21 protein-coding genes are annotated in these 20496 nt (G+C 34.4%); 2 read left to right on the forward strand and 19 right to left on the reverse strand.

The window, feature by feature from the left end:
* Positions 1-9: 9 nt before the first annotated feature.
* The 17 genes from KWG70_RS04845 to KWG70_RS04925 form a co-directional block, all read right to left on the reverse strand.
* A complete protein-coding gene (locus tag KWG70_RS04845) occupies positions 10-333 on the reverse strand; it encodes an ArsR/SmtB family transcription factor (protein WP_230934852.1) in 324 nt (107 codons plus the stop codon).
* 103 nt (positions 334-436) lie between these two features.
* A complete protein-coding gene (locus KWG70_RS04850; RefSeq protein ID WP_230934853.1) occupies positions 437-937 on the reverse strand; it encodes a CsbD family protein in 501 nt (166 codons plus the stop codon).
* 55 nt (positions 938-992) lie between these two features.
* Positions 993-1538 carry a DUF883 family protein gene (locus KWG70_RS04855; RefSeq protein ID WP_230934854.1) on the reverse strand — a complete coding sequence of 182 codons (546 nt, stop codon included), beginning with the start codon at positions 1536-1538 and terminating at the stop codon, positions 993-995.
* A gap of 52 nt (positions 1539-1590) precedes the next feature.
* Positions 1591-1977 carry a VOC family protein gene (locus KWG70_RS04860; protein ID WP_230934855.1) on the reverse strand — a complete coding sequence of 129 codons (387 nt, stop codon included), beginning with the start codon at positions 1975-1977 and terminating at the stop codon, positions 1591-1593.
* On the reverse strand, positions 1978-2436 hold the full coding sequence (locus KWG70_RS04865; RefSeq protein ID WP_230934856.1) for a DUF1801 domain-containing protein: 459 nt from the start codon (positions 2434-2436) through the stop codon (positions 1978-1980).
* Between the two features lie 10 nt (positions 2437-2446).
* Positions 2447-2953 (reverse strand): DUF4199 domain-containing protein, encoded by a 507-nt coding sequence (locus tag KWG70_RS04870; protein ID WP_230934857.1) that lies wholly within the window; start codon positions 2951-2953, stop codon positions 2447-2449.
* A 105-nt stretch (positions 2954-3058) separates the two neighbouring features.
* Positions 3059-3469 carry a response regulator transcription factor gene (locus KWG70_RS17945; RefSeq protein ID WP_298893979.1) on the reverse strand — a complete coding sequence of 137 codons (411 nt, stop codon included), beginning with the start codon at positions 3467-3469 and terminating at the stop codon, positions 3059-3061.
* A 46-nt stretch (positions 3470-3515) separates the two neighbouring features.
* Positions 3516-4451 carry a 2-hydroxyacid dehydrogenase gene (locus tag KWG70_RS04880; protein WP_230934858.1) on the reverse strand — a complete coding sequence of 312 codons (936 nt, stop codon included), beginning with the start codon at positions 4449-4451 and terminating at the stop codon, positions 3516-3518.
* Positions 4452-4457: 6 nt separating this feature from the next.
* Positions 4458-4823 (reverse strand): cupin domain-containing protein, encoded by a 366-nt coding sequence (locus KWG70_RS04885; protein WP_230934859.1) that lies wholly within the window; start codon positions 4821-4823, stop codon positions 4458-4460.
* A gap of 114 nt (positions 4824-4937) precedes the next feature.
* Complete coding sequence (gene mgtE / locus KWG70_RS04890) at positions 4938-6308, reverse strand: magnesium transporter (RefSeq protein ID WP_230934860.1); 1371 nt, start codon at positions 6306-6308, stop codon at positions 4938-4940.
* A 14-nt stretch (positions 6309-6322) separates the two neighbouring features.
* Positions 6323-7114: a 16S rRNA (adenine(1518)-N(6)/adenine(1519)-N(6))-dimethyltransferase RsmA gene (gene rsmA, locus KWG70_RS04895; protein WP_230934861.1), complete on the reverse strand. Its 792-nt coding sequence runs from the start codon at positions 7112-7114 to the stop codon at positions 6323-6325.
* Position 7115: 1 nt separating this feature from the next.
* A complete protein-coding gene (locus KWG70_RS04900) occupies positions 7116-7439 on the reverse strand; it encodes a DUF4286 family protein (protein WP_230934862.1) in 324 nt (107 codons plus the stop codon).
* A gap of 44 nt (positions 7440-7483) precedes the next feature.
* On the reverse strand, positions 7484-7996 hold the full coding sequence (locus KWG70_RS04905; protein WP_230934863.1) for a GNAT family N-acetyltransferase: 513 nt from the start codon (positions 7994-7996) through the stop codon (positions 7484-7486).
* A 6-nt stretch (positions 7997-8002) separates the two neighbouring features.
* Positions 8003-9778, reverse strand: a complete 1776-nt coding sequence (locus KWG70_RS04910) for a tetratricopeptide repeat protein (RefSeq protein WP_230934864.1) — start codon at positions 9776-9778, stop codon at positions 8003-8005.
* A 408-nt stretch (positions 9779-10186) separates the two neighbouring features.
* A complete protein-coding gene (serS, locus tag KWG70_RS04915) occupies positions 10187-11455 on the reverse strand; it encodes a serine--tRNA ligase (protein WP_230934865.1) in 1269 nt (422 codons plus the stop codon).
* A 41-nt stretch (positions 11456-11496) separates the two neighbouring features.
* A complete protein-coding gene (locus KWG70_RS04920; RefSeq protein WP_230934866.1) occupies positions 11497-12819 on the reverse strand; it encodes an HTTM domain-containing protein in 1323 nt (440 codons plus the stop codon).
* Positions 12812-13741 (reverse strand): bifunctional riboflavin kinase/FAD synthetase, encoded by a 930-nt coding sequence (locus KWG70_RS04925; protein WP_230934867.1) that lies wholly within the window; start codon positions 13739-13741, stop codon positions 12812-12814. The genes KWG70_RS04920 and KWG70_RS04925 overlap by 8 nt, the downstream gene beginning before the upstream one ends.
* Positions 13742-13964: 223 nt before the next feature.
* Between KWG70_RS04925 and KWG70_RS04930 the strand changes: the two genes are divergently transcribed.
* Positions 13965-16007 carry a zinc-dependent metalloprotease gene (locus KWG70_RS04930; protein WP_230934868.1) on the forward strand — a complete coding sequence of 681 codons (2043 nt, stop codon included), beginning with the start codon at positions 13965-13967 and terminating at the stop codon, positions 16005-16007.
* 269 nt (positions 16008-16276) lie between these two features.
* On the forward strand, positions 16277-19066 hold the full coding sequence (locus tag KWG70_RS04935; protein ID WP_230934869.1) for a zinc-dependent metalloprotease: 2790 nt from the start codon (positions 16277-16279) through the stop codon (positions 19064-19066).
* 49 nt (positions 19067-19115) lie between these two features.
* On the opposite strand, the gene pth is transcribed toward KWG70_RS04935, so the two are convergent.
* Both pth and KWG70_RS04945 read right to left on the reverse strand, forming a co-directional pair.
* A complete protein-coding gene (pth, locus tag KWG70_RS04940) occupies positions 19116-19682 on the reverse strand; it encodes an aminoacyl-tRNA hydrolase (protein WP_230934870.1) in 567 nt (188 codons plus the stop codon).
* Positions 19683-19833: 151 nt separating this feature from the next.
* The gene (locus KWG70_RS04945; RefSeq protein ID WP_230934871.1) at positions 19834-20493 is read right to left on the reverse strand and encodes a 50S ribosomal protein L25/general stress protein Ctc; all 660 of its coding nucleotides are present in this window, start codon (positions 20491-20493) and stop codon (positions 19834-19836) included.
* Positions 20494-20496 lie beyond the last annotated feature (3 nt).

The raw sequence follows: 20496 nt of genomic DNA on the forward strand, positions 1-20496 counted from the left end.
GATTACCGACTAGCAGCAGTTAGATGTTGTTTTGTTAAAAAATGAATTTAATAGTATTTGAAATTCTTCAAAGCGTTCTAAGTTAAGACAGTAGCATTTCTTCTTACCTTCAAATCGACCTTTTAATAAACCAGCATCACCAATAACAGATAGATGCTGAGAGATGGTGGCCTGAGATAAACCAATTTCATCGACCAAATCATTGCAAATACAACCCTCTTGCTCACTAATGTATTTTAATATAGCGATGCGAGCAGGATGTGCAAATACTTTTGCAATATTGGCAATTTCATTAATATTTTCGGTATAAATAAACCGTTTTGTAACACCCATAGTATTCTATTAAAGTACAAAGATAGCAAATTATCGTAATATTGCAATATTACGATAATAAAAATTAATAAAAAGCCAGAATAAATAATTCCGGCCTCTATTTTTATAATGTTTTAAACCAGTCTTGAAATTGTTCGCCTAATAAAAAAACAGGCTTTTTTTCTCCACTCAAAGCACCAATTATACTCATTACCCATAGGATAATTGTAATTAATGATAGAAATCCTAAAAGAGGCATAACAAAACTCAATACCCAAATTCCTAGACTAAGAATACATATGCCTAGCATTTGTCTAATATAAAATGAGCCATATTCGGTCCTATTGCTTCCATTCATAACTATTGCTATAATAAAACCTATGATTGTAATATGAGCTATTATAGCGACATTCTTTCCATCGCTAAGAACCTCTTTAGCGTCACTAGCAAATTCTTTAGCAGATGCTTTAGCTTCTTCGGCGAACTCACTAGCTTTCTCTTTAGCTTCTTCGGCAAATTCGCTTGCTTTTTCACTTACTTTATCGGCTGCTTTTTTTGCACCTTCTTTAGCATCGCCTAACATGTCATTAAGGTCGTCACTTAAACTTTTATTATCGTCAGACATAATATAATTGGTTTATGGTTATGATATAAAGTTAACAAAAAAGCACTAGATGGATTTATTTTTTACCAAACAACCTTTGAAAAAAGCCTTTTGTTTTTTTCTTAGCTTCTGTATAGGTTTCTTTAGCATCTTCTGCCAAATCTTCTAATTTATCTTCGGCAACATCTGCAAATTCACCTAATTTTTCACCAGCTTCATCAATAAATTCAGCTGCCTTTTCTTTTGCCTCTCCAGCAAATTCTTTGGCATCCTCGGCAAGGTGAGACGCTTTTTCTTTGGCAACATCTGCAAAAGCACTAAGTTTTTCACCAGTTTCGCTTGCTAATTCTGATGCTTTTTCTTTTGCATTATCGAACATTTCTTTACCATCTCCCTTAATAAACTCGGTAGCTTTATCCTTTACATTTCCTAAAACTTCTTTAGCGTCTTCTGCTAATTCTGATGCTTTTTCTTTAGCGCTATTAAAAGCGTCAGCAGCATTATCTTTTAAATCACTTGTTTTATCTGAAGCGGCACCTGTTATTTCGTTTACCGTATCTTCTGTAGATTCAATTTCACTATTTAAGTCGTCTTCTAGATTTTTGTTGTTGTCTTCGGTCATTGTTGTTACTTGTTTATTTATGAGTAGTTTAAAATTACAATTTGTTACACCTCTACTTAAACGCTTGATCTACTGGTTCCCAAAGTTCAATTTTATTACCCTCGTTATCTAATACCCAACCAAACTTTCCATAGTCATATTCTTCCATCTCTCCTACTATTGTGACCCCTTCTTCTTTTAAAGTCACTAAAAGTTCCTTTAAATTTTCAACACGATAATTAAACATAAACTCTTTTTTAGATGGCTCAAAGTATTTAGTATCGTCTTTAAAAGCACTCCATTGTGTGGAGCAATCATTACCTTCTTTATCTTTCCACCAAAAGGTGCAGCCATAGTCATCAGTATTAAAACCTAAATGCTTTTTGTACCAATCTTTTGACGCTTTAGGATCTTCCGACTTAAAAAATAAGCCTCCTATTCCTGTTACTCTATTTTTCATCTATTTTTTGTTTAGTGCTGTTTCATAAATATCTATCCACTCTTCAACAGTCATTTTTCCTAAAAGCTCTTCAATGAGATCATAAGGAATATCATCTATCTTTTTAAAACGAATACAACTTTTTCCCATATCCAATTTATATTTTGAATGTTTTGGATATTCTGATACAAACCAGTCGTACAATTCTTTCTTTGCATACATCCCAGAATGGTACAATGCGATAAAGTTTTTTTGTGACGCCAAATTAATAAATGGTAATGGCGGGAATGGCTTACAATGATAACCCGCCGGATAAATGGATTTTGGTACGTAATATGCTAACATACCATATCCCATTCCAGCTTCAAGTCCTTTGGGCATGTGTTTTTTTATAAGATTGTCTAATTTCGTAATAGGGGCTTTTCTTTCTTCTGGTAATTGACTAATATAGTCTTCAGGTGATGTTGCTTTGTATTGCATAATATTAATTTTATTTACGTTGGAGGATTAATGCAGAAATTAAAGATATAATAAATCCTATAATTACGACACTAGCGAACATGATAAATGCTAGAAAACCAGAACCTCCATAATCATTCATTTGCTGTGTAAGTTCATTTTTTTTGGCTTCTAATTCTGCTCCAGAATAAGTTTCCTCTAAACCTTTAATAGAAGTGTCTAAAAACTCTTGAGAGAAATCTGGATTTATAACTGTAGTGTATAGGTAATCTGCAATTCCGATACCAATACCAACCATTGCAGAAATAAGAACACCGATTAATAAGGCTTTACCAAAACTTATCATACCATCATTAACATGATCACGGTAATGTTTTATTCCAAAGAAAACGAAAGAAAGCGAAGCCACCATAGTAGTATAACCTATAATTTCCTGAGTGGAATAACTTAAACCTTTTCCAAATACTAATGCCAATAAGAATAAAATAACGGCAACTGCAAGACCATAAAGTCCAAATCTAATAACTGTGTTTTTCATAATGTGTTGATTTAAATTAATAGTCCAAAAGTAGATTAATGATGCCATTAAAGGCTCATACTAAAGTACCAAAGCGGTCATACTTAAGTATAAAATACTATGTTTTTATATAATGTTGATGTCTTTTGCTATTTGAAGCGCTTGTGTACGACGTTTGGCATTTAACTTTGATAGCAGATTCGAAACATGTGTCTTTACAGTGCTTTCTGAAACAAAAAGTTTATCTCCAATTTCTTTATTAGATAAGCCTTCGGAAATGCCAATGAGCACTTCATATTCACGTTTACTAATATCCAAGGCTTCGATTTTTTTATGATCAATTTCTTTTAAAACTTTAGTAGACTTGTGGAGGCTTTTTTTGTTGAGGTATACACCAACAAAAAAGAAAACCACAGCAATCAAAGCAATAGTGAATTCTGACTTTAGATCACCAGAAATAATGGCATATTTACTAAACTGAAACAGCAGTAACAATCCAAGAATGAGCAATCCAAATACAAGAATGGTTCGTTTCACACCTTTGAATTTTGGTAATTATTAGTGTTGGTTTTATGTTTTAAATTTAGCAAAATTCTGCTTTTATCTTATCAACAATCGTTTGTGCTAGCTTTTTTTTACTTTCAACAGTCCATCCAGCAACATGTGGTGTGAGAATAACATTTTCTGCAGAAATGAGATACTTGAAGGGTTCTGGCATTTCAGTCGTAAATAAGTTTTCAAAAGAGGACTTCTCATATTCTAATACGTCCAATCCAGCACCTAAAATTTTACCTAATTTTAAAGCATTTACCAAATCTTTGGTGACAACGCTTTTCCCACGTGCTGTATTGATGAGCCAGAAAGGTTTTTTAAAGGCATCGATGAATTTAGAATTCACCATATTGATGGTTTGAGATGTTTCTGGTGTATGAAGACTTAATACATCGGCATGGTTCTGCAATTCTTCTAGAGAGACTTGAGTAGCGTTATCATCACCAACATTGTGCTTAATGTCATAACAGAGTACTTTAACCTCAAAACCTCTAAGTTTTTTGGCAAAGGCTTTTCCCATATTGCCATAGCCAATAAGACCAACTGTTTTCCCATCGAGTTCTAAACCGCGATTGTTTTCTCGCCTCCATTTACCATCACGAACTTCTTTATCTGCAATATTTAGTTTATTAAAAAGGGATAATAGCATGGCCAGACTATGCTCACCAACAGCATTACGATTACCTTCGGGAGCAGCAATAAGTTTGATCCCTTTTTGTTGTGCGTAATCCGTATCAATATTTTCTAGCCCTGCACCAACACGACCAATAAATTTTAAGTTTTTTGCTGCATTTAAAAATTGAGCATCAATTTTAAAACGACTGCGAATAATTAAACCGTCATAGTGATGGATAATTTGTTCGATAGTACTTTTTGAATCTGTATAATTTTCATCGTTAGTAAAACCTAAAGCATTAAGTTGCTCTATAAGTAATAGATGATTGGTGTCTAGGTGGAGTACTTTCATGTGTAATTATATCCAAGGATACTCTGTTTGTGTTTTTTCATCTTGCACATTTCCTGTATGTGCCGTGTCTAGTTTTTCGAACAAGAGTAAATGTACTTCTTCACCATTTTTAGTAGATGGATTATGCTCTACACCTTTAGGTACAACAATCATTTCTCCTTCTTTCACGACTTCTGTTCGATCTCTAAATTGCATGTATAGCGTGCCTTTGATGACTTGAAATAATTCATCTTCATTATCGTGACTATGCCATACAAACTCGCCTTTTATTTTGGCTAGTATGACTTGCATATTGTCTACAGTTGCAATACGATGTGGATGCCATTGTTTTGAGAAAAGCGTATGTTTTTCTTTGATGTTTATGGGTTTCATTAGGTATAGATGTTTTATGCTTTAAAGTTACAAAGTTTTGCGTTAGTGATGGAGCAATTGTTGGAGCTCCTCAATGAGAGCGACTTGTGAGAGCACGACCTGAAAGGTAACGCCCTAGATGTTAAGGATCAATTTGGCAATCCAAAAATAGATAAGTATACCAAAGATATCATTGCTTGTAGTAATAAATGGACCCGTTGCAATAGCTGGATCAATACCTCTTTTGTCTAAAAACAAAGGGACAAACGTGCCAATTAAACCTGCAACAATAATAACAGCAATTAAAGATACTGAAATGGCAAGCGCTGTATAGAATTCGCCTTTAGTAGCCCAAACAAATAAAAACAAGAAGAGCGCTAAAATGGTCCCGTTTAGTGCAGCGAGTAACATTTCTTTTATTAGACGACTATTGATGCTACCTTTAACATCGTCATTAGCCAGACCTTGTACGATAATTGCACTAGACTGTACACCAACATTTCCAGCCATCGCCGCAATTAATGGTGTAAAAAAGAATAGTACAGCATATTTTTCAAATGTATTTTGAAAACCTTCCATAATCAAAAAGGCACCAACACCACCAACTAAACCTAAGAACAACCATGGTAAACGCGCTCGGGTAAGCTCTATAATACTATCATCGGCTTCAACGCCTTGGGTAATACCTGCTGCTAATTGATAATCTTTATCGGCTTCCTCTTTTAAGACATCGACAATATCATCAATGGTAATTCTGCCAAGTAAAGTTTGCAAATTATCTACTACAGGTATGGCTTCTAAATCATATTTAGCCATCACTTTTGCAACATCCTCTACATCATCTGCAACATTGACGAAATCTACATTTTCTTTTGCTATGTCGGCTATTTTTTGTTCACTCTTTGCAACGATTAGATCTTTTAATGATAAGCGCCCAATGAGTTTTTCTTCTTTATCAACGACATAAATAGAATGTACTCTAGTCACTTCTTTAGCTTGCCCTCTAATACGACGCAAGCATCCTGCTACTGTCCAAGTTTCGTAAACCTTAACAAGTTCTTTTGCCATTAAACTACCTGCAGTGTCATCGTCATAGGTAAGTAGTTCTGTAATTTCATCCCTATGTTCATCATCTTCAATTCTTGAAATAACTTCGGCTTGACGTTCTTCGGGTAATTCGGCAATAATATCTGCGGCATCATCGGTATCTAATTCTTCTACTTCTTCAGCAATTTCTTTGGCCGATAGATTTTCAAGAACTTTTTCTCTGGTATCTTCATCAAGTTCTGTAAGAATATCTGAAGTGGTTTCAGAATCTAATAGTTTAATGACATAGATAGAATCATCGAGGTCTAGTTCATCTAGAATTTCGGCAACATCAGCATAATGAAAATCATTCAATAGCAGTTTTAACGCTTTATCATCGCTATTAGCGACAAGCATTTCTACCTGCTCAATGAGTTCATGAGTAAGCTCAAATTGGATATTTTCTTTCTCTTCGATCAAACGAGATGGTTTTGCTAATTTGTACTATCGTTTTCAATGAGCTGTGTGAGATCCAAAAATGAATCTACACTCAACTGCTCTGGACGTTTGCCAAATATAACATTTGCTTTTAAATTATTGGAAAGATTGAATGTTTTTAAACTGTTACGTAATGTTTTTCTACGTTGCTGAAACGCTGTTTTTACCACTCTAAAAAATAGCTTTTCATTGACTGGCAAGGTGACGTTTTCTTTTCGTTTAAGTAGTAGTACACCAGAGTCTACTTTTGGTGGTGGATTAAAAACAGTTGGTGGCACTGTAAATAGATATTCGGCATCGTAGAATGCTTGTGTGAGTACTGAGAGAATTCCGTAGACTTTAGAACCTTCTTTAGAGCAAATACGCTGAGCAACTTCTTTTTGGAACATCCCAGAAAACTCGGGAATTTGGTTGCGCATCTCTAATGTTTTAAAAACGATTTGTGTTGAAATATTATAAGGAAAGTTTCCTATGATGGCAAACGGCTCATTACCGAAAATTTCAGTAAGGTCATACTTTAAAAAGTCTTGCTCATATACGCGATTGGCTAAATTTAAGTAATTGGCTTTTAAGTAATCTACCGATTCGGAATCGATTTCAATAACATGTGTTTTGATAGGTTTGTCCAGTAAGTACTTAGTGAGAACACCCATTCCTGGTCCAATTTCAAGCACATGCTTATAGCCTTCTAAAGATAAGGTGTTGGCGATATCTTGAGCTACAGATTCGTCAGTCAAGAAGTGTTGACCTAAGTGTTTTTTTGCTTTGACCTGATGGTTATTTGCCACGTTATTTAAAATTTACAGTGTATTCATCTACTATTTGAAGTTCTGTTCTAAAGGCCAGCATTTTATCGGCGAACTTTTTTAATCCGTCGGATCTAAGTCTTTCAGCATCTTCTCTATAGTAGGCGTCTAGTGCTTCACGAGAGTAAGAACGATATTGAACAGAATAGGTTTGTCCGCCCATTTCTTCTTCTACCAACACTTTGGTCAAGGTGGCTTTATCAAATTTTCCAGTTCCTAATACTTGAGGAATGTGTTCTTTTATCCAAAGTAACCATTCGTCATGAACACTATCGTCTATATTGATTGTGACGTTGTATATAATCATTTGTATGTATTTATGTGTTCTGCATCACAAGCAGATCATGAGTTTTATAAATCTTTTACAAATAACAGAAGTTCTTCGTCGTTGTCAAAGGGTTTTACTCTTTTTTGGTAAGATAAGCCTAATTTTTCCAAAAGATGTATGGATGGTTGATTTTCTGCAAGCGTAATGGCGCTTATTGTTTTTATATTGAACGTGTTTTTGGCGAGCCTCATTACTGCGTTGGCACCTTCGAAACCATAGCCTAGACCTTCATAATCTGGAAGTAATGAAAAGCCAATGTCAACATGATCCAATGTATCACGTTTTAATAAGCCAAACGAGCCTATAGGTGTCATGCTTTTAGATTTAATTCTAGCAATATAGTACCCAAATTCAAAATCTTCATAACACTTAAGTTGGTTATTCTGAATATATGTTGCCGCTTGTTCTACTGTTTTTACATTGCGATCACCAATGTATTTGATCCAACCAGGCGTATTCATTAATTCTAAAATAAATGGTGCATCACCTATTGTGATTTTTGAGAGGATGAGGCGATTGGTTTCGGCTATTTGCATTGGTTTCTAATTAATAGCATCACCACGTAATCGTCTAAAGCGTTTTCTGGCTTCAATAAAGTAGATGCTATCTTCATGATTAAAAATAATTTTCTCATAAAGCTCTTTGGCTTTTTCGGGTTGGTCCAATTTGGTCTGGTAAAGCTCGGCTAAGTAGTAATGTGCATCATCTGCTAGAATTTCATCCCTGTAATTGGTGATAATGTATTCATAATTATCAACAGCCTTACTAATTTGATTGGTTTTTTCAAATAATTTGGCTTGCATAAACAGCGCTTGATCTTCTATAGTTTCGCCTTTGTGCTCGGTTAGTATTTTATCTAAAAGAGCAATAGCTTCTTCATTTTTATTTTGAAAAGACATTAAATCTGCTTTCGAGTAGAGTTTTAATGACGTTTGTAATGAGTCTTCATCTTTATTGTCTGAAATCAATAACTTAAGATCTAAAGCGTCATTAGCGATTAACTGAGATGTAGATGCCTTTAATATTTTTAATTGTGATTCGGCCCATTGAAAATCTCCTTTATAATAGCTGGTCTTTGCCACTTTAAATCTGGCCTCTTGGGAAATGGTACTATTTTTAAGGTTGGCTTGAATTTGTGTATAGTAAATTAAGGCTTCATTAAACCGTTCTTGAAATACAAGAATATCACCTAATTTCAGTTTGACTTTTGCTTCTTGAAATACAGATAGTTGCAGCTCTAAACTTTTTTTCAAGAAATCACTAGCGTCCTTTGGTTGATGTTTATGGAAGGCGATAAAATTTCCGTAGGCAATCTGTAAGGCGATGGTTTGCTCGTATTTACCATATTGATCAAATAGTTGGTTAAACTTGTCATCGATTGCATCGAGTTGCTCTTTATTGGCTTTTTCAATTTCTATATCCAACATATATTGGTGAGCCGTAAGTCTAGTCTCTATATCTTGAGAATTATCTAATATAAACTGAAATATAGAATTGGCGACTTCATTTTCTTTTTCCTTGACTGTTGCTAAAGCCAGATCGAGAATACGACTTAGACTTTCCTGATTGCGACGGTAAAGCGCTTTTTCTTGCGTAAAGGCTTTATTGTATTCCTTTTGCTGAATGTATAACCAACTCAACATGTCATACCAGTATGGTTCTGGACTGGACTGGAGTTTTTTGAGCAATAATTTTCTTAAAATGAGATTATTCTCATTGTCTTTGTTCTCTGAAACAAAATCACTAAACGCCCGTTTAGCATTACTTAAGAAGTTGGGTTTAATTTCGATATAGTCGATATAATTTGAAAAGAGCAGTTCAATATTACCTTGCTCTCCATAGATACGAGCCATTTGCATATTAAAGTTAAAGTCTGGATTGGTTTCCATACCTTTTTTATAGGCTTGAAGCGCTTGTTCTAATAGCGAATGGTCTTCAAATTTTTTGGCAATACCATAAGTGTAGCTTGGCTTCTCTTCGACTTTAAGAATGGCTTCTTTGTAATATTTGTCGGCAAGATCTGTGCTATCCATAAGTTGATAATTGTAACCCAGTTCTACGAGAAGTGCAGGATAATTAATCTCTTTCATGCGTTGTAAGATCATATCTCTTGCCTCTTCATAACGTTCGAGCTGTTGAAGTGTGGCCACAATTTTGTAGATGTACTTAGAACTCTTTTTCTTGGCGTTTAGCTTTTCGTAGGATAAAAGCGCTTTTTCAAACTCACCACGTTTAAAATAGTCGTTGGCCAATTGCTCGCTTTGAGAGAATAGGAGTCCGCAACTACAAAAAGTTAGAATGATTAAGAGATGACGCATATATATTAATTTATGTAAATATAACAAATGCAATTACGAGATATTGTGAATGTTTTTATAATTAATTCGTTAAAGTGCAAAAAAAATGCCCAAACGCAAGTTCAGGCATTCACAACAAAATAAATGTGCTATTAATCTATTCTTTACAAAATGATTCAGATATTCTGCTATGGCTTTTGTAGGTCAAGTTGGTGGTCTTTATTTTAGAAAAAGACTTTGCTAGCCATGACAATAAGAGTCACTAGCAGTACGATGCGTTTAATGTTTTTCATAATAAGTAGGTTAGTTCTTATTTGGATTACTAACATCATAATTATTAATTGAAAAACAAAGAAAAATGCGAAAAAATCGTTAAACAACGTCTTTTTTTAGCATTTAAACGATAAATAATAGTAAAATTCCTACAAATTAGATTTTATTGAATCCTGTATAAGGGATTAGAACTTCAGGAATTTTGATACCGTCTTCGGTTTGATAGTTTTCTAAAATGCCAGCTAAAACTCTTGGTAAAGCTAAAGAGCTTCCATTAAGTGTATGGCATAATTGTGTTTTTCCGTCTTTATTTTTAAAACGTAATTTTAAACGATTGGCTTGAAATGTTTCAAAATTTGAGACACTAGAAATTTCTAACCATCGGTCTTGTGCTGTAGAAAAGACTTCAAAATCGTAAGTTAGAGCAGAAGCGAATGTTACATCTCCACCACAGAGTCTTAAAATTCGGTAAGGTAATTTGAGTTCTTTTAAAATGTCCTTGACGTGATCTATCATTCCTTCAAACGCCTTATATGAATTATCAGGATGTTCAACACGTATAATTTCAACTTTATCAAATTGATGCAATCTATTGAGTCCTCTTACATGAGCGCCATAGCTTCCTGCTTCTCTGCGGAAGCAAGGTGTATAGCCCGTAATTCCAATAGGTAGATCTTTTTCAGAAAGCAGTTCATCTCTAAAAATATTAGTTCCAGGTACTTCAGCTGTTGGGATTAAATACAGATTATCTTCGCCAACATGATACATTTGACCTTCCTTATCTGGTAATTGTCCTGTTCCAAAACCAGAGGCTTCATTTACCAAATGAGGTAATTGATATTCGGTATAACCAGCGGCTGTATTTTTATCTAAAAAATAAGCGATTAAAGCACGTTGTAATCTAGCACCTTTTCCTTTGTAAACTGGGAAACCAGCACCAGTGATCTTATTGCCTAATTCAAAGTCGATAATATCATACTTTTTTGCAAGTTCCCAATGCGGAAGAGCCCCATCATGAAGTTTAGGAATATCACCTTCAATAAATATCTCTTCGTTGTCTTCATCAGAATTTCCATTAGGAACGCTCTCATGAGGAACATTAGGAATTTTATAAAGTAAATTATTTAAGGTTTCAGCTTTTGCGTTAAGCTGTTCTCCCAAAACTTTAGAATCTTCTTTAAGTTGTGTGGTTTTTTCTTTTAGCGCATTGGCCTCGTCAGCTTTACCAGATTTAAAGAGGTTACCTATTTCTTTTGAAATACTATTAGATTCTGCAAGTGTATTATCTAGTTTTGTTTGTAATTCTCTACGTTCTTCGTCTAAGGTAATTACATCATCAATCATTTGAGACGCATCTAAGTTTCGTTTTTCCAAACGTTTGATGACATCGGCTCTGTTTTCTCTAATAAATGCTACTTGCAACATGGTGTTATTCTGTTTTTTGAAACGCCAAATTTAATGAATTGTCAGTTATTCTCGTCTTGATTTGATGGTAAAATCCAATCGTGGTGCTTAAAATGATTCCATTTCACGTTAGCTAAGTCAATTTCTGGATCAATAAGTTGCTTTGTAGGTTTTCCATTAACACTAACAAATGCTCTTACGTAGACTTCTATATCGATACCTTTTTCGGCATAAAGACGTTTTAAGCGCTGTGCAAATTGCCACATAACATCCGGTTTTGAACTTACCGATCTAATCTGTTTTATAGAAAGATAATCTTTGAGTTTAATTGGAATAACAGCATTTGTGGCTTTATTAACCACTCTAAAACTTGTGTTTGCTCTTTTTGACCTTAGCATCATTCGCCATGATAATCTATGACCTTCCTCAGTCCAAAGTACATTGTCCTGTATAAAATGATGTCTTAGAGGCAATGCGATTTGAACAATAAAATAGAGCACAAATACAGTTTTAAAGAGAGGTGCGTAGTTTGGAACGTCTATTTTTTCATCCTTATAAATAACTTTTCGCTTTAAAAATAACTTTTGAATATGCTTAGGTTCAAAAAAGAATACCGCAAAGGCCAATGATAAATAAGGGAAAATACCAACTTGGAATATAAATGAATTGAACAGGTGAAAAAAGATTGAAGCAAAGAATGCTATTTTACGTGTTCGTTTCCACAAGAGCAAAGGAATGATGAGTCCGTCAAACAAAATGCCTCCATAAGCAATACCATAATGCACAAATTTATATTGCAGAAGGTCACCTACAAGTACATAATGTTTTTTACTTTCCATTAATAATTTAGGAACACTTAAATCTAACCAATCGGGATACATTTTTGCTATTGAAGCATAAGTGTATAAAATAAATAGTTGAATGATAAAAACCCATCGACACCAATTGGGCATTGAAATACTTTTGATATTTGGGTTTTGTTTAGCATCGATTGATGCATACTTATGTGCAGGTAAAAATACCATGATAGCACTCAAAAGCATTAAAAAATAATAGTGATTATTATAGGATGATTTTTGCATTAAATAGGTTCCAGTCCATAGCACTGCAAACCCTAACATACTTACCCTGTATTTGTAGCCTATCATTACACCTATGCCACAAAGTCCCATAATAATGTAGTAGACATACATCCATTGTCCAGGAAGTGGTTGTAACCAATCAAAACCTATAAAGTTAAATGTAAATTCTGGCTCTATAAGTGTTCTTTTAAGCCAACCTGTGAAGATTGCACCTATACTTTCAAGAAAAATCAAAGCACCAAACATCATCCTAAAGACAATAAGCGAAGTGTTGTCTATATGTTTAAACAGAAACTTATTCATGTTTTTGGATAAATTCTTGAGCGTGTTTTTTATCTAAGTTAAGCTGATTAGTAAGTTCTTTTATAGATTCAAATTTTTGCTCATTTCTAAGGCGATGTAATATATTTATTTTCAAGGCGGTATTGTATAGATCTTCATCAATATTAAAAAAGTGAACCTCTATAGATTGTTTCTTTTCATTAAATGTTGGGTTTGTTCCAATATTCATCATTCCATAAACAGTTTGTTTTTCAATTCTAGAACTCACAACGTAAACACCATTTTTAGGAATGAGTTTATAGTCTTTCTCTACATCAATATTTGCTGTGGGAAATTTTAAGGTTTTACCAATTCCTTTTCCTTTAATGACGTTTCCAGTTATAAAGTATGGATATCCTAAATAAGCATTAGCAGTCTTAATATCACCTTCTACTAAAGCATGTCTTATTTTAGTTGAGCTTACGGCAACATCTTTTATATCTTGAGCCGAAATTTCTTCTACAATAAAATCAAATTCTTTTCCAAAAGCTTTGAGGTCATTAATATTGGCCGTTCTGTTTTTTCCAAAATGATGGTCATATCCAATAATAATATGTTTAGCGTTTAGCTCATCAACAAGGATTTTTTTTACGTAATCTCGGGCTGAAAGATTAGCGAAATCATGAGTAAACTCTTTAATAACCAAATGATCTAACCCTAATTCTTTAAGTGTCTTTTGCCGTTCATCAATAGTATGTAATAGTTGAATTTTAAAATCAGGTTGTAATACCATACGAGGGTGAGGAAAAAATGTAAGCACAACAGATTTTAAATGTTTATCATGTCCAGTTTTTACTAATCGTTCGATTATTTTTTGATGACCAACATGAACGCCGTCAAAAGTGCCAATTGTTATAACAGAAGGCGTATTAGTTTTTATATGATTTTTATCTAGAGATTTCAATATCAATTTTTTGATAAAAATAACTATAAACCTAAAATGAATAAAAAAAGAAGGAATAAGATATTCATTTTTTTATATGATTTTTCTGAATATTTGTTAATTAGCCTAGCTCTTTTTGTTAAAATCCTAAAATTTTGTTAACAAACAGGGTAGTTTTATGGTTGATTTTCACTAGATTTGATGTCATTATTCAAAAATTTACTTTTAACTAAAAAATCATCTAATGGAAAAGAATTTTACTTTAAAATCAATTTTTGCAATACTCATACTTTTATGTACTATTCATAGTTATGCCCAAGAACGAACTTGTGGGATGGTTGAGTACATGGAAGAGCAAATGCAGGATCCCGAGTTTGTCAAAGAGTATGAAAAAAATCAGGCCATATTTAAAGCGCGATTGGCCGAAGTTATGGCGCAAGGAGAATTTAGTCAACGCGGTACTAATGTTGTCATTCCTGTTGCGGTACATTTTCCTAATGCCAATGAAGCAGATAGAGCTTGTTTAGAAGCATTGGCACAAAATCAAATAGATATTTTAAATGCAGATTATGCTGGTACTAATGCAGATATTTCAAACTGGACTGCAGCCAGTGCATTTTATCCAGGTGTAAGTACAGGTAATGCTAATATTTCATTTTGTATTGCAGTATCCAATCATCCTATAGGTTTAGATCCAGAATTACTGGAAGGTAATCCAGCGGTGACCATTGGTTACAATTTTGGAGGTGGTAATAATGCCGATACCAACTGGGCAGGATATATGAATTTTGTGGTAAGACCAATTGGAGGAGGAACTTTAGGGTTTTCTCCATATCCAGGAAGTATTGCTGCTGGTCAAGCCGTAACAATGAATACTTTTGCATTTGGATCTGGAGCGGGTTGTCCTGGTTCTGGAGTTGTTCCTGATACTACTTTTGGCCTTGGAAGAACTGTAACGCATGAATTAGGTCATTTTTATAATTTAGATCACACTTGGGGTGGTGCAGGCGGTTGTGCTAATGATGATGGTATAGCAGATACACCTAATATAACAGGCCCAACTTATGGTTGTCCAGCTAACGGAAGTGAAGCTGGTTGTACGGCGACACCATCACTTACCATGAATTATATGGATTATGTTGATGATGCCTGTATGTACATGTTTAGTGCAGGTCAAACAACTACAGTAAATACATATGTGAATAGTGTCTTATTAAGTCAACTTAAACCAGGCGTTTGTACACCGGCAGCTCCAGGGTTTAGTATCGTAGGAGCTAATAGTCCAATAAGTGATTGTTCTGGTGAAGATGTTGTATTTATGATGAATTATAATACAATTCAAGATTTCTCTGAAACTACAACCTTTTCAGTTTCTGGAAATCCAGCAGGTTCTAATGTCGTATTCAATCCGACATCAATGTCTACAGATGGTGTTTTTACAATGACTGTTGAGAATTTAGGAGGGGCTGCTTTAGGTGATTATACAATGACTGTTACTGGAACATCCGCAACTCAGACTAAAACAGCGGATGTTACATTATCTATTGTTGATGATTTATGTCCTTCTTCAGGAAATACAACCTTTCAAACAAGTAATGAAGGCGTTGTTTTTGGAACGATTAGTAATTTAAACACAGGAAAACCATCAGGTTATAGTGATTATACTGCGACATATAGTACTGATGTTAATAAAGAAGAGTCTTACGATCTTACTGTTAATGTCAATACAGATGGAAACTTCCCTGTAGAGACTAGAGTATGGATCGACTGGAACCAAAACTGTAGTTTTGATGACCCAGGAGAAGAATATGATTTAGGTTTTACAGCTAATGTTGCTAATGGGCCATCTGGAGGATCTCCATTATCGATTACTATTCCAAATAGTGCTACGACTGGAGCAACAACAATGCGAGTTGCAACTAAGTATGTAAATACTGACGATCCAGGGCTTCCAGAATCTTGTTTAACAAATTATGATGGAGAAACTGAAGATTATACACTTAATGTAATGGCTTCATTATCTGTAGGAGAAAATCAATTTGAGAATTTTGCAATTTTCCCTAATCCGAATAAAGGTGAGTTTACGATTAAGCTAAGCTCTTATTCTGGAAATGATATATCTGTTGATATATTTGATATTAGAGGACGTAGAATTTTTGATAATTCTTACTCAAGTAATTCCGACTTTAACCAAGTTATAAAGCTAAATGATGTGCACTCTGGAGTTTATCTAGTGTCTATAAATGATGGCGATAAGAAAACTACAAAGAAGATAATTATAGAGTAATAAAGGCTATATTAAATTTAAGAAGGAGAGACCAAACGGTCTCTCTTTTTTTATCCTAATACTTAGATGTTTATGTGGACAATGCGTATTAAAACGGTAAATCATCTATTTTGATACAAGTTGGTATAGTAATGTTTTAACATTTTTATTGTCAATATGCTCGAATATCTAGTTTTTTTTAGGGTAAAGCCATTGTTAAATGTTTATAAGAGTATAAACATATAAATAATCAACCAATTTAATTAGAACTAACCTTAAATCATAGTCTCATGAAAAAAACAGCAACTCAATTTTTTATGATTTTCTTTTTATTAATTGTTAATTCCTCATTTGGACAAAAAAGTGATTGGCAATCCATTTCACCTGATAGGGCAATTAATAAAAGTGAATTGGAAATTTTAGATGAAAGGCATTTTAGCCTATTTCAATTAGACATCGAATCCTTTAAATCTAAATTAGTTAATGCACCATTAAGAAGCCAATCAAATGGCATCTCAAATGTGATTATTGATTTTCCAAGTTTAGACGGAAAATTACAACGGTATCGTATTGTTGAAACATCTATTTTCTCTTCAAACGATAATGCGTCTCAACATGAGAATATTAAGACCTATTTAGGGTCGAGAGTTGATGATCCTAGAACAAGAGTAAGATTTAGTGTAACTCAATTAGGTTTAAATGCAATGATTTCTCAGCCGGACGAGGACACGTTTTTTATTCAACCAGCCACAAAAGTTTCAAACGGTCAGTATCTCTTATATAGTAAAAGTGCTAGACAAAACTCTTCTGAAACCTTTGAATGTTTAACAGAGAATGCTGAAATTTCTAACAGAGCAACCAACAATACAATTAATAGGGATGCAAACGACCAGCTATTAAGAACCTTTAGAATAGCAATTTCGGTGACTCAAGAGTATACCAATTTTTGGGATGATGGAAATAATGCCAACGGAAACAATCGAGCTGATGCCTTAGCGCAAGTAGTATCCACACTTAATAGAACTAATGAGGTGTTTGAGGTGGATATGGCCATTACTTTTGTACTTGTTGATACTGCTGATGATCCTGCTATTGACCTCATTTATTCACCGACATTTCCAGATCCATATGGAGGAGCCTTTAATAGCCAATTACAAACGAATTTGACAGCAGTTGTAGGGCCAGCAGATTATGATATTGGACATTTATTTGTTTTTGGCGGAAATAATGGAAATGCTGGATGCATAGGTTGTGTTTGTGATAACACAGTAAACCCTCCTATTTCAGAAGGAAAAGGAAGTGGTTTTTCTTCTCATACCTTTTTAGATAATGACGGAGGACCATATATGGCAGATTTCTTTGATATTGATTATGTGCCTCATGAAATAGGACATCAAATGGGTGCTTTTCATACACATTCTCAAGCGGATAATAATTCGGTGAATTTTGAACCTGGAAGTGGAACTACCATTATGGGTTATGCAGGAATTACTGGAGATAATAACGTACAAAACCATAGTGATCCTTATTTTCATTATGGAAGTATCAGTCAAATTTTAAATAATGTGGCTACTGCGCCTAATAATTGTGCTGTGACTACAGGTATTACTAATAATCCACCAGTAGCAGATGCAGGAGCAAATTTCACGATTCCTAATGGTACAGCATTTATTTTAAAAGGAGATGCTACCGATCCAGATGGCAGTGATGCATTAACCTACACGTGGGAACAAATAGATGATGGTTACACAACCAGAAATGATTTTACACCTACCTTAACCAATGGGCCATTGTGGAGATCTAGACCGCCTAGCACTTCTCCTGATAGGTATATGCCTGTACTTGAGCGTGTGTTAAACGGACAGCTAACAGAATCTAATCCATTATTATCAGCAAATAATACAACATGGGAAACGGTGTCTACTGTTGGAAGAAGTTTAAATTTTGCTTTAATAGTAAGGGATCGCTCTGAAGCGGGAGGTGTTAACCAAATGCCGCAAAGTGACTTTGATACCATGACTGTAACTGTGAGTGGTACTTCTGGACCATTTGCAGTAACCTCTCAAGATAATGGGGCACTTTGGACTAGTGGTACAGCCGAAATGATTACTTGGGACGTCGCAGGTACAACTGCTAATGGAATTAGTACGTCAAATGTGAATATCTTATTGTCAACCGATGGAGGACAAAATTTCGATACAGTTCTTGCTTCTAATACGCCTAATGATGGTTCTGAAATGATTACAGTTCCAAATGTACCTGCACCTTATTGTAGAATTATGATTGAAGCTGTAGGCAATATTTACTATGCGGTAAACAGTTCAGAATTTCCAATAGATTATGAAGTGACTACGACCTGTACACAATACGCGTCGGGTAATGTGGCTTTAGCAATTCCTGATGGTACAGGAGCTAACCAACCTGGAGCTGCCATAACTAATACTATAAATATTCCTGATGCAGGTTCTATTGGAGAAGTTAAAGTAAATGTAGATGCTTCTCATACTTGGATTGGTGATTTAGTTGTTGATGTCATTCATCCTAATGGAACTGCTGTAAATACGGTTTGGAACAGAACATGTAATGGGTCAAGACAAACAGATTTTGATGTAATTTTTGAAGATGGAGCACCAGGTGTGGCATGTGCCTCTCCAACAACAGGAACCTTTAGTCCTTCATCACCATTAAGTGTTTTCTCTGGATTGGATAGTGCAGGTGATTGGACTATTGAAATTCAAGACTTTTTCAATGCTGATACTGGTACGCTAAATGATTGGTATATTGAAATTTGCTCTACTACAGAAACTCCTTTAAGTGTTGATGAGTTTGGTGTTAACGACTTTGCGATCTACCCTAATCCGAATGATGGAGAGTTTACGATTAAATTAAACTCATCGTCTAATAAAGATATCAATGTGAATGTTGTAGATATTAGAGGAAGACTGATTTTTAACAATGCTTATGAAAATAATTCAGACTTTAATCAAGTGGTAACACTTAATAATGTGCAGTCTGGAATATATCTTGTCACTGTGAATGATGGTGATAGAAAAGCTACAAAAAAGATAGTTATTGAATAATTAGTATAAATTGCTATACATAAAAAAGCGAGGTATTAACCTCGCTTTTTTATTTGCCATTAAAGGTATTCATCGTATTGTTAACACCTGCAGTACCAAATGATTTGATAAGTTCGATTGATTTTTCGAGTCGTTCAGGAAGTTTTTCAGATTCTTCGTCAGTCCATTCACCTAATACATAATCAACTTGTCTGCCTTTACTAAATTCGTCACTAATACCGAATCTGAATCTATTATATTTACTGGTTTGTAACACATTTTGTATGTCTTTTAGGCCATTATGACCACCATCACTTCCTTTTGTTTTTAATCTCAGATTTCCGAAGGGAAGATTAAGATCATCGGTTACAACTAACAAGTTTTCTAATGGTACTTTTTCTTTGGTTAACCAGTATTTAACAGCTTTACCGCTTAGATTCATATAGGTACTAGGTTTAAGCAAAATGAAGGTTCTGCCTTTAAACTTATAGGTGGTTAAATCTCCTAATTTTTGAGTTTCAAACTTGAGTCCTTCTTTCTTAGCAAGAGCATCTAAAATTTTAAAACCTATATTGTGTCGAGTATTGGCATATTTATCTCCAATATTGCCTAGTCCAGCGATGAGAAATTTTTTCATAGGATCTGTATCTTCAACATCTTTGGTTGTCGAATTCCATTTAAATAAATTACGTATAAACTTCCAGATAATTGACGTGTGTTTTTTGTAAAAATAAAAAAGCATTCTAAATAAATAGAATGCTTTATATAATTATAGAATAATAGTTGTTCTATTCTTGAGCTGGTGCTTCAGCTGCTGGAGCGTCTCCTCCTTCAGTTGCTGCTGCAGTTCCTTCTGCTCCTTCTTCTAATTCTTCATCTTCATCTTCATCTTCAACAATAGCAGTTCTAGCTGTCTTAATTTGAACAACAACTGTATTGTCAGAGTGTAATAAAGAATATCCTTCACCTGCTAATGCTGTAACATATAGCTTGTTACCAATTTTAAGTGGTGTGATATCTGCTTCTAAGAAATCAGGTAAATTTTTAGGTAGAGCTTTTACTCTCAATTTACGTCTGTTTCTACGAAGAACACCTCCATTTAAAACACCTTTAGATGTTCCGATAACGTGTACTGGAATATCCATAGCAATTTCTTTGTCTTCGAATAAACGATAGAAATCTACGTGTAAGATTCTATCTGTTACTGGGTGAAACTGGATGTCCTGTAAAACAGCATCATAAGTTTCGCCATTGTCTAAGGCAATCACAACTGTATGCGCATTTGGCGTGTATACAAGTTTAGAGAAAGCCAATTCTGGTGCAGAGAAATGCACGTTTTGGTCTCCTCCGTATAATACGCAAGGAACCTGACCAGCATTACGTAGGGCTTTCGTTGCCTTCTTGCCCACGCTTTCTCTTTGAGATCCATTGATTGTAATTGATTTCATTGT

It is taken from the genome of Psychroserpens luteolus (assembly GCF_021032705.1).
Classification (GTDB): domain Bacteria; phylum Bacteroidota; class Bacteroidia; order Flavobacteriales; family Flavobacteriaceae; genus Psychroserpens; species Psychroserpens luteolus.

Coding starts and splice junctions, on each gene's coding strand:
- pth (WP_230934870.1), bottom strand. CDS start 19,682: ATGAAAAAATTTCTCATCGCTGGACTAGGCAATATTGGAGATAAATAT.
- KWG70_RS04900 (WP_230934862.1), bottom strand. CDS start 7,439: ATGATTATATACAACGTCACAATCAATATAGACGATAGTGTTCATGAC.
- KWG70_RS04850 (WP_230934853.1), bottom strand. CDS start 937: ATGTCTGACGATAATAAAAGTTTAAGTGACGACCTTAATGACATGTTA.
- KWG70_RS04855 (WP_230934854.1), bottom strand. CDS start 1,538: ATGACCGAAGACAACAACAAAAATCTAGAAGACGACTTAAATAGTGAA.
- KWG70_RS04860 (WP_230934855.1), bottom strand. CDS start 1,977: ATGAAAAATAGAGTAACAGGAATAGGAGGCTTATTTTTTAAGTCGGAA.
- KWG70_RS04885 (WP_230934859.1), bottom strand. CDS start 4,823: ATGAAACCCATAAACATCAAAGAAAAACATACGCTTTTCTCAAAACAA.
- serS (WP_230934865.1), bottom strand. CDS start 11,455: ATGTTGCAAGTAGCATTTATTAGAGAAAACAGAGCCGATGTCATCAAA.
- KWG70_RS04930 (WP_230934868.1), top strand. CDS start 13,965: ATGGAAAAGAATTTTACTTTAAAATCAATTTTTGCAATACTCATACTT.
- KWG70_RS04945 (WP_230934871.1), bottom strand. CDS start 20,493: ATGAAATCAATTACAATCAATGGATCTCAAAGAGAAAGCGTGGGCAAG.
- KWG70_RS04905 (WP_230934863.1), bottom strand. CDS start 7,996: ATGCAAATAGCCGAAACCAATCGCCTCATCCTCTCAAAAATCACAATA.
- KWG70_RS04935 (WP_230934869.1), top strand. CDS start 16,277: ATGAAAAAAACAGCAACTCAATTTTTTATGATTTTCTTTTTATTAATT.
- KWG70_RS04920 (WP_230934866.1), bottom strand. CDS start 12,819: ATGAATAAGTTTCTGTTTAAACATATAGACAACACTTCGCTTATTGTC.
- KWG70_RS04845 (WP_230934852.1), bottom strand. CDS start 333: ATGGGTGTTACAAAACGGTTTATTTATACCGAAAATATTAATGAAATT.
- KWG70_RS04910 (WP_230934864.1), bottom strand. CDS start 9,778: ATGCGTCATCTCTTAATCATTCTAACTTTTTGTAGTTGCGGACTCCTA.
- KWG70_RS04880 (WP_230934858.1), bottom strand. CDS start 4,451: ATGAAAGTACTCCACCTAGACACCAATCATCTATTACTTATAGAGCAA.
- KWG70_RS04870 (WP_230934857.1), bottom strand. CDS start 2,953: ATGAAAAACACAGTTATTAGATTTGGACTTTATGGTCTTGCAGTTGCC.
- KWG70_RS04865 (WP_230934856.1), bottom strand. CDS start 2,436: ATGCAATACAAAGCAACATCACCTGAAGACTATATTAGTCAATTACCA.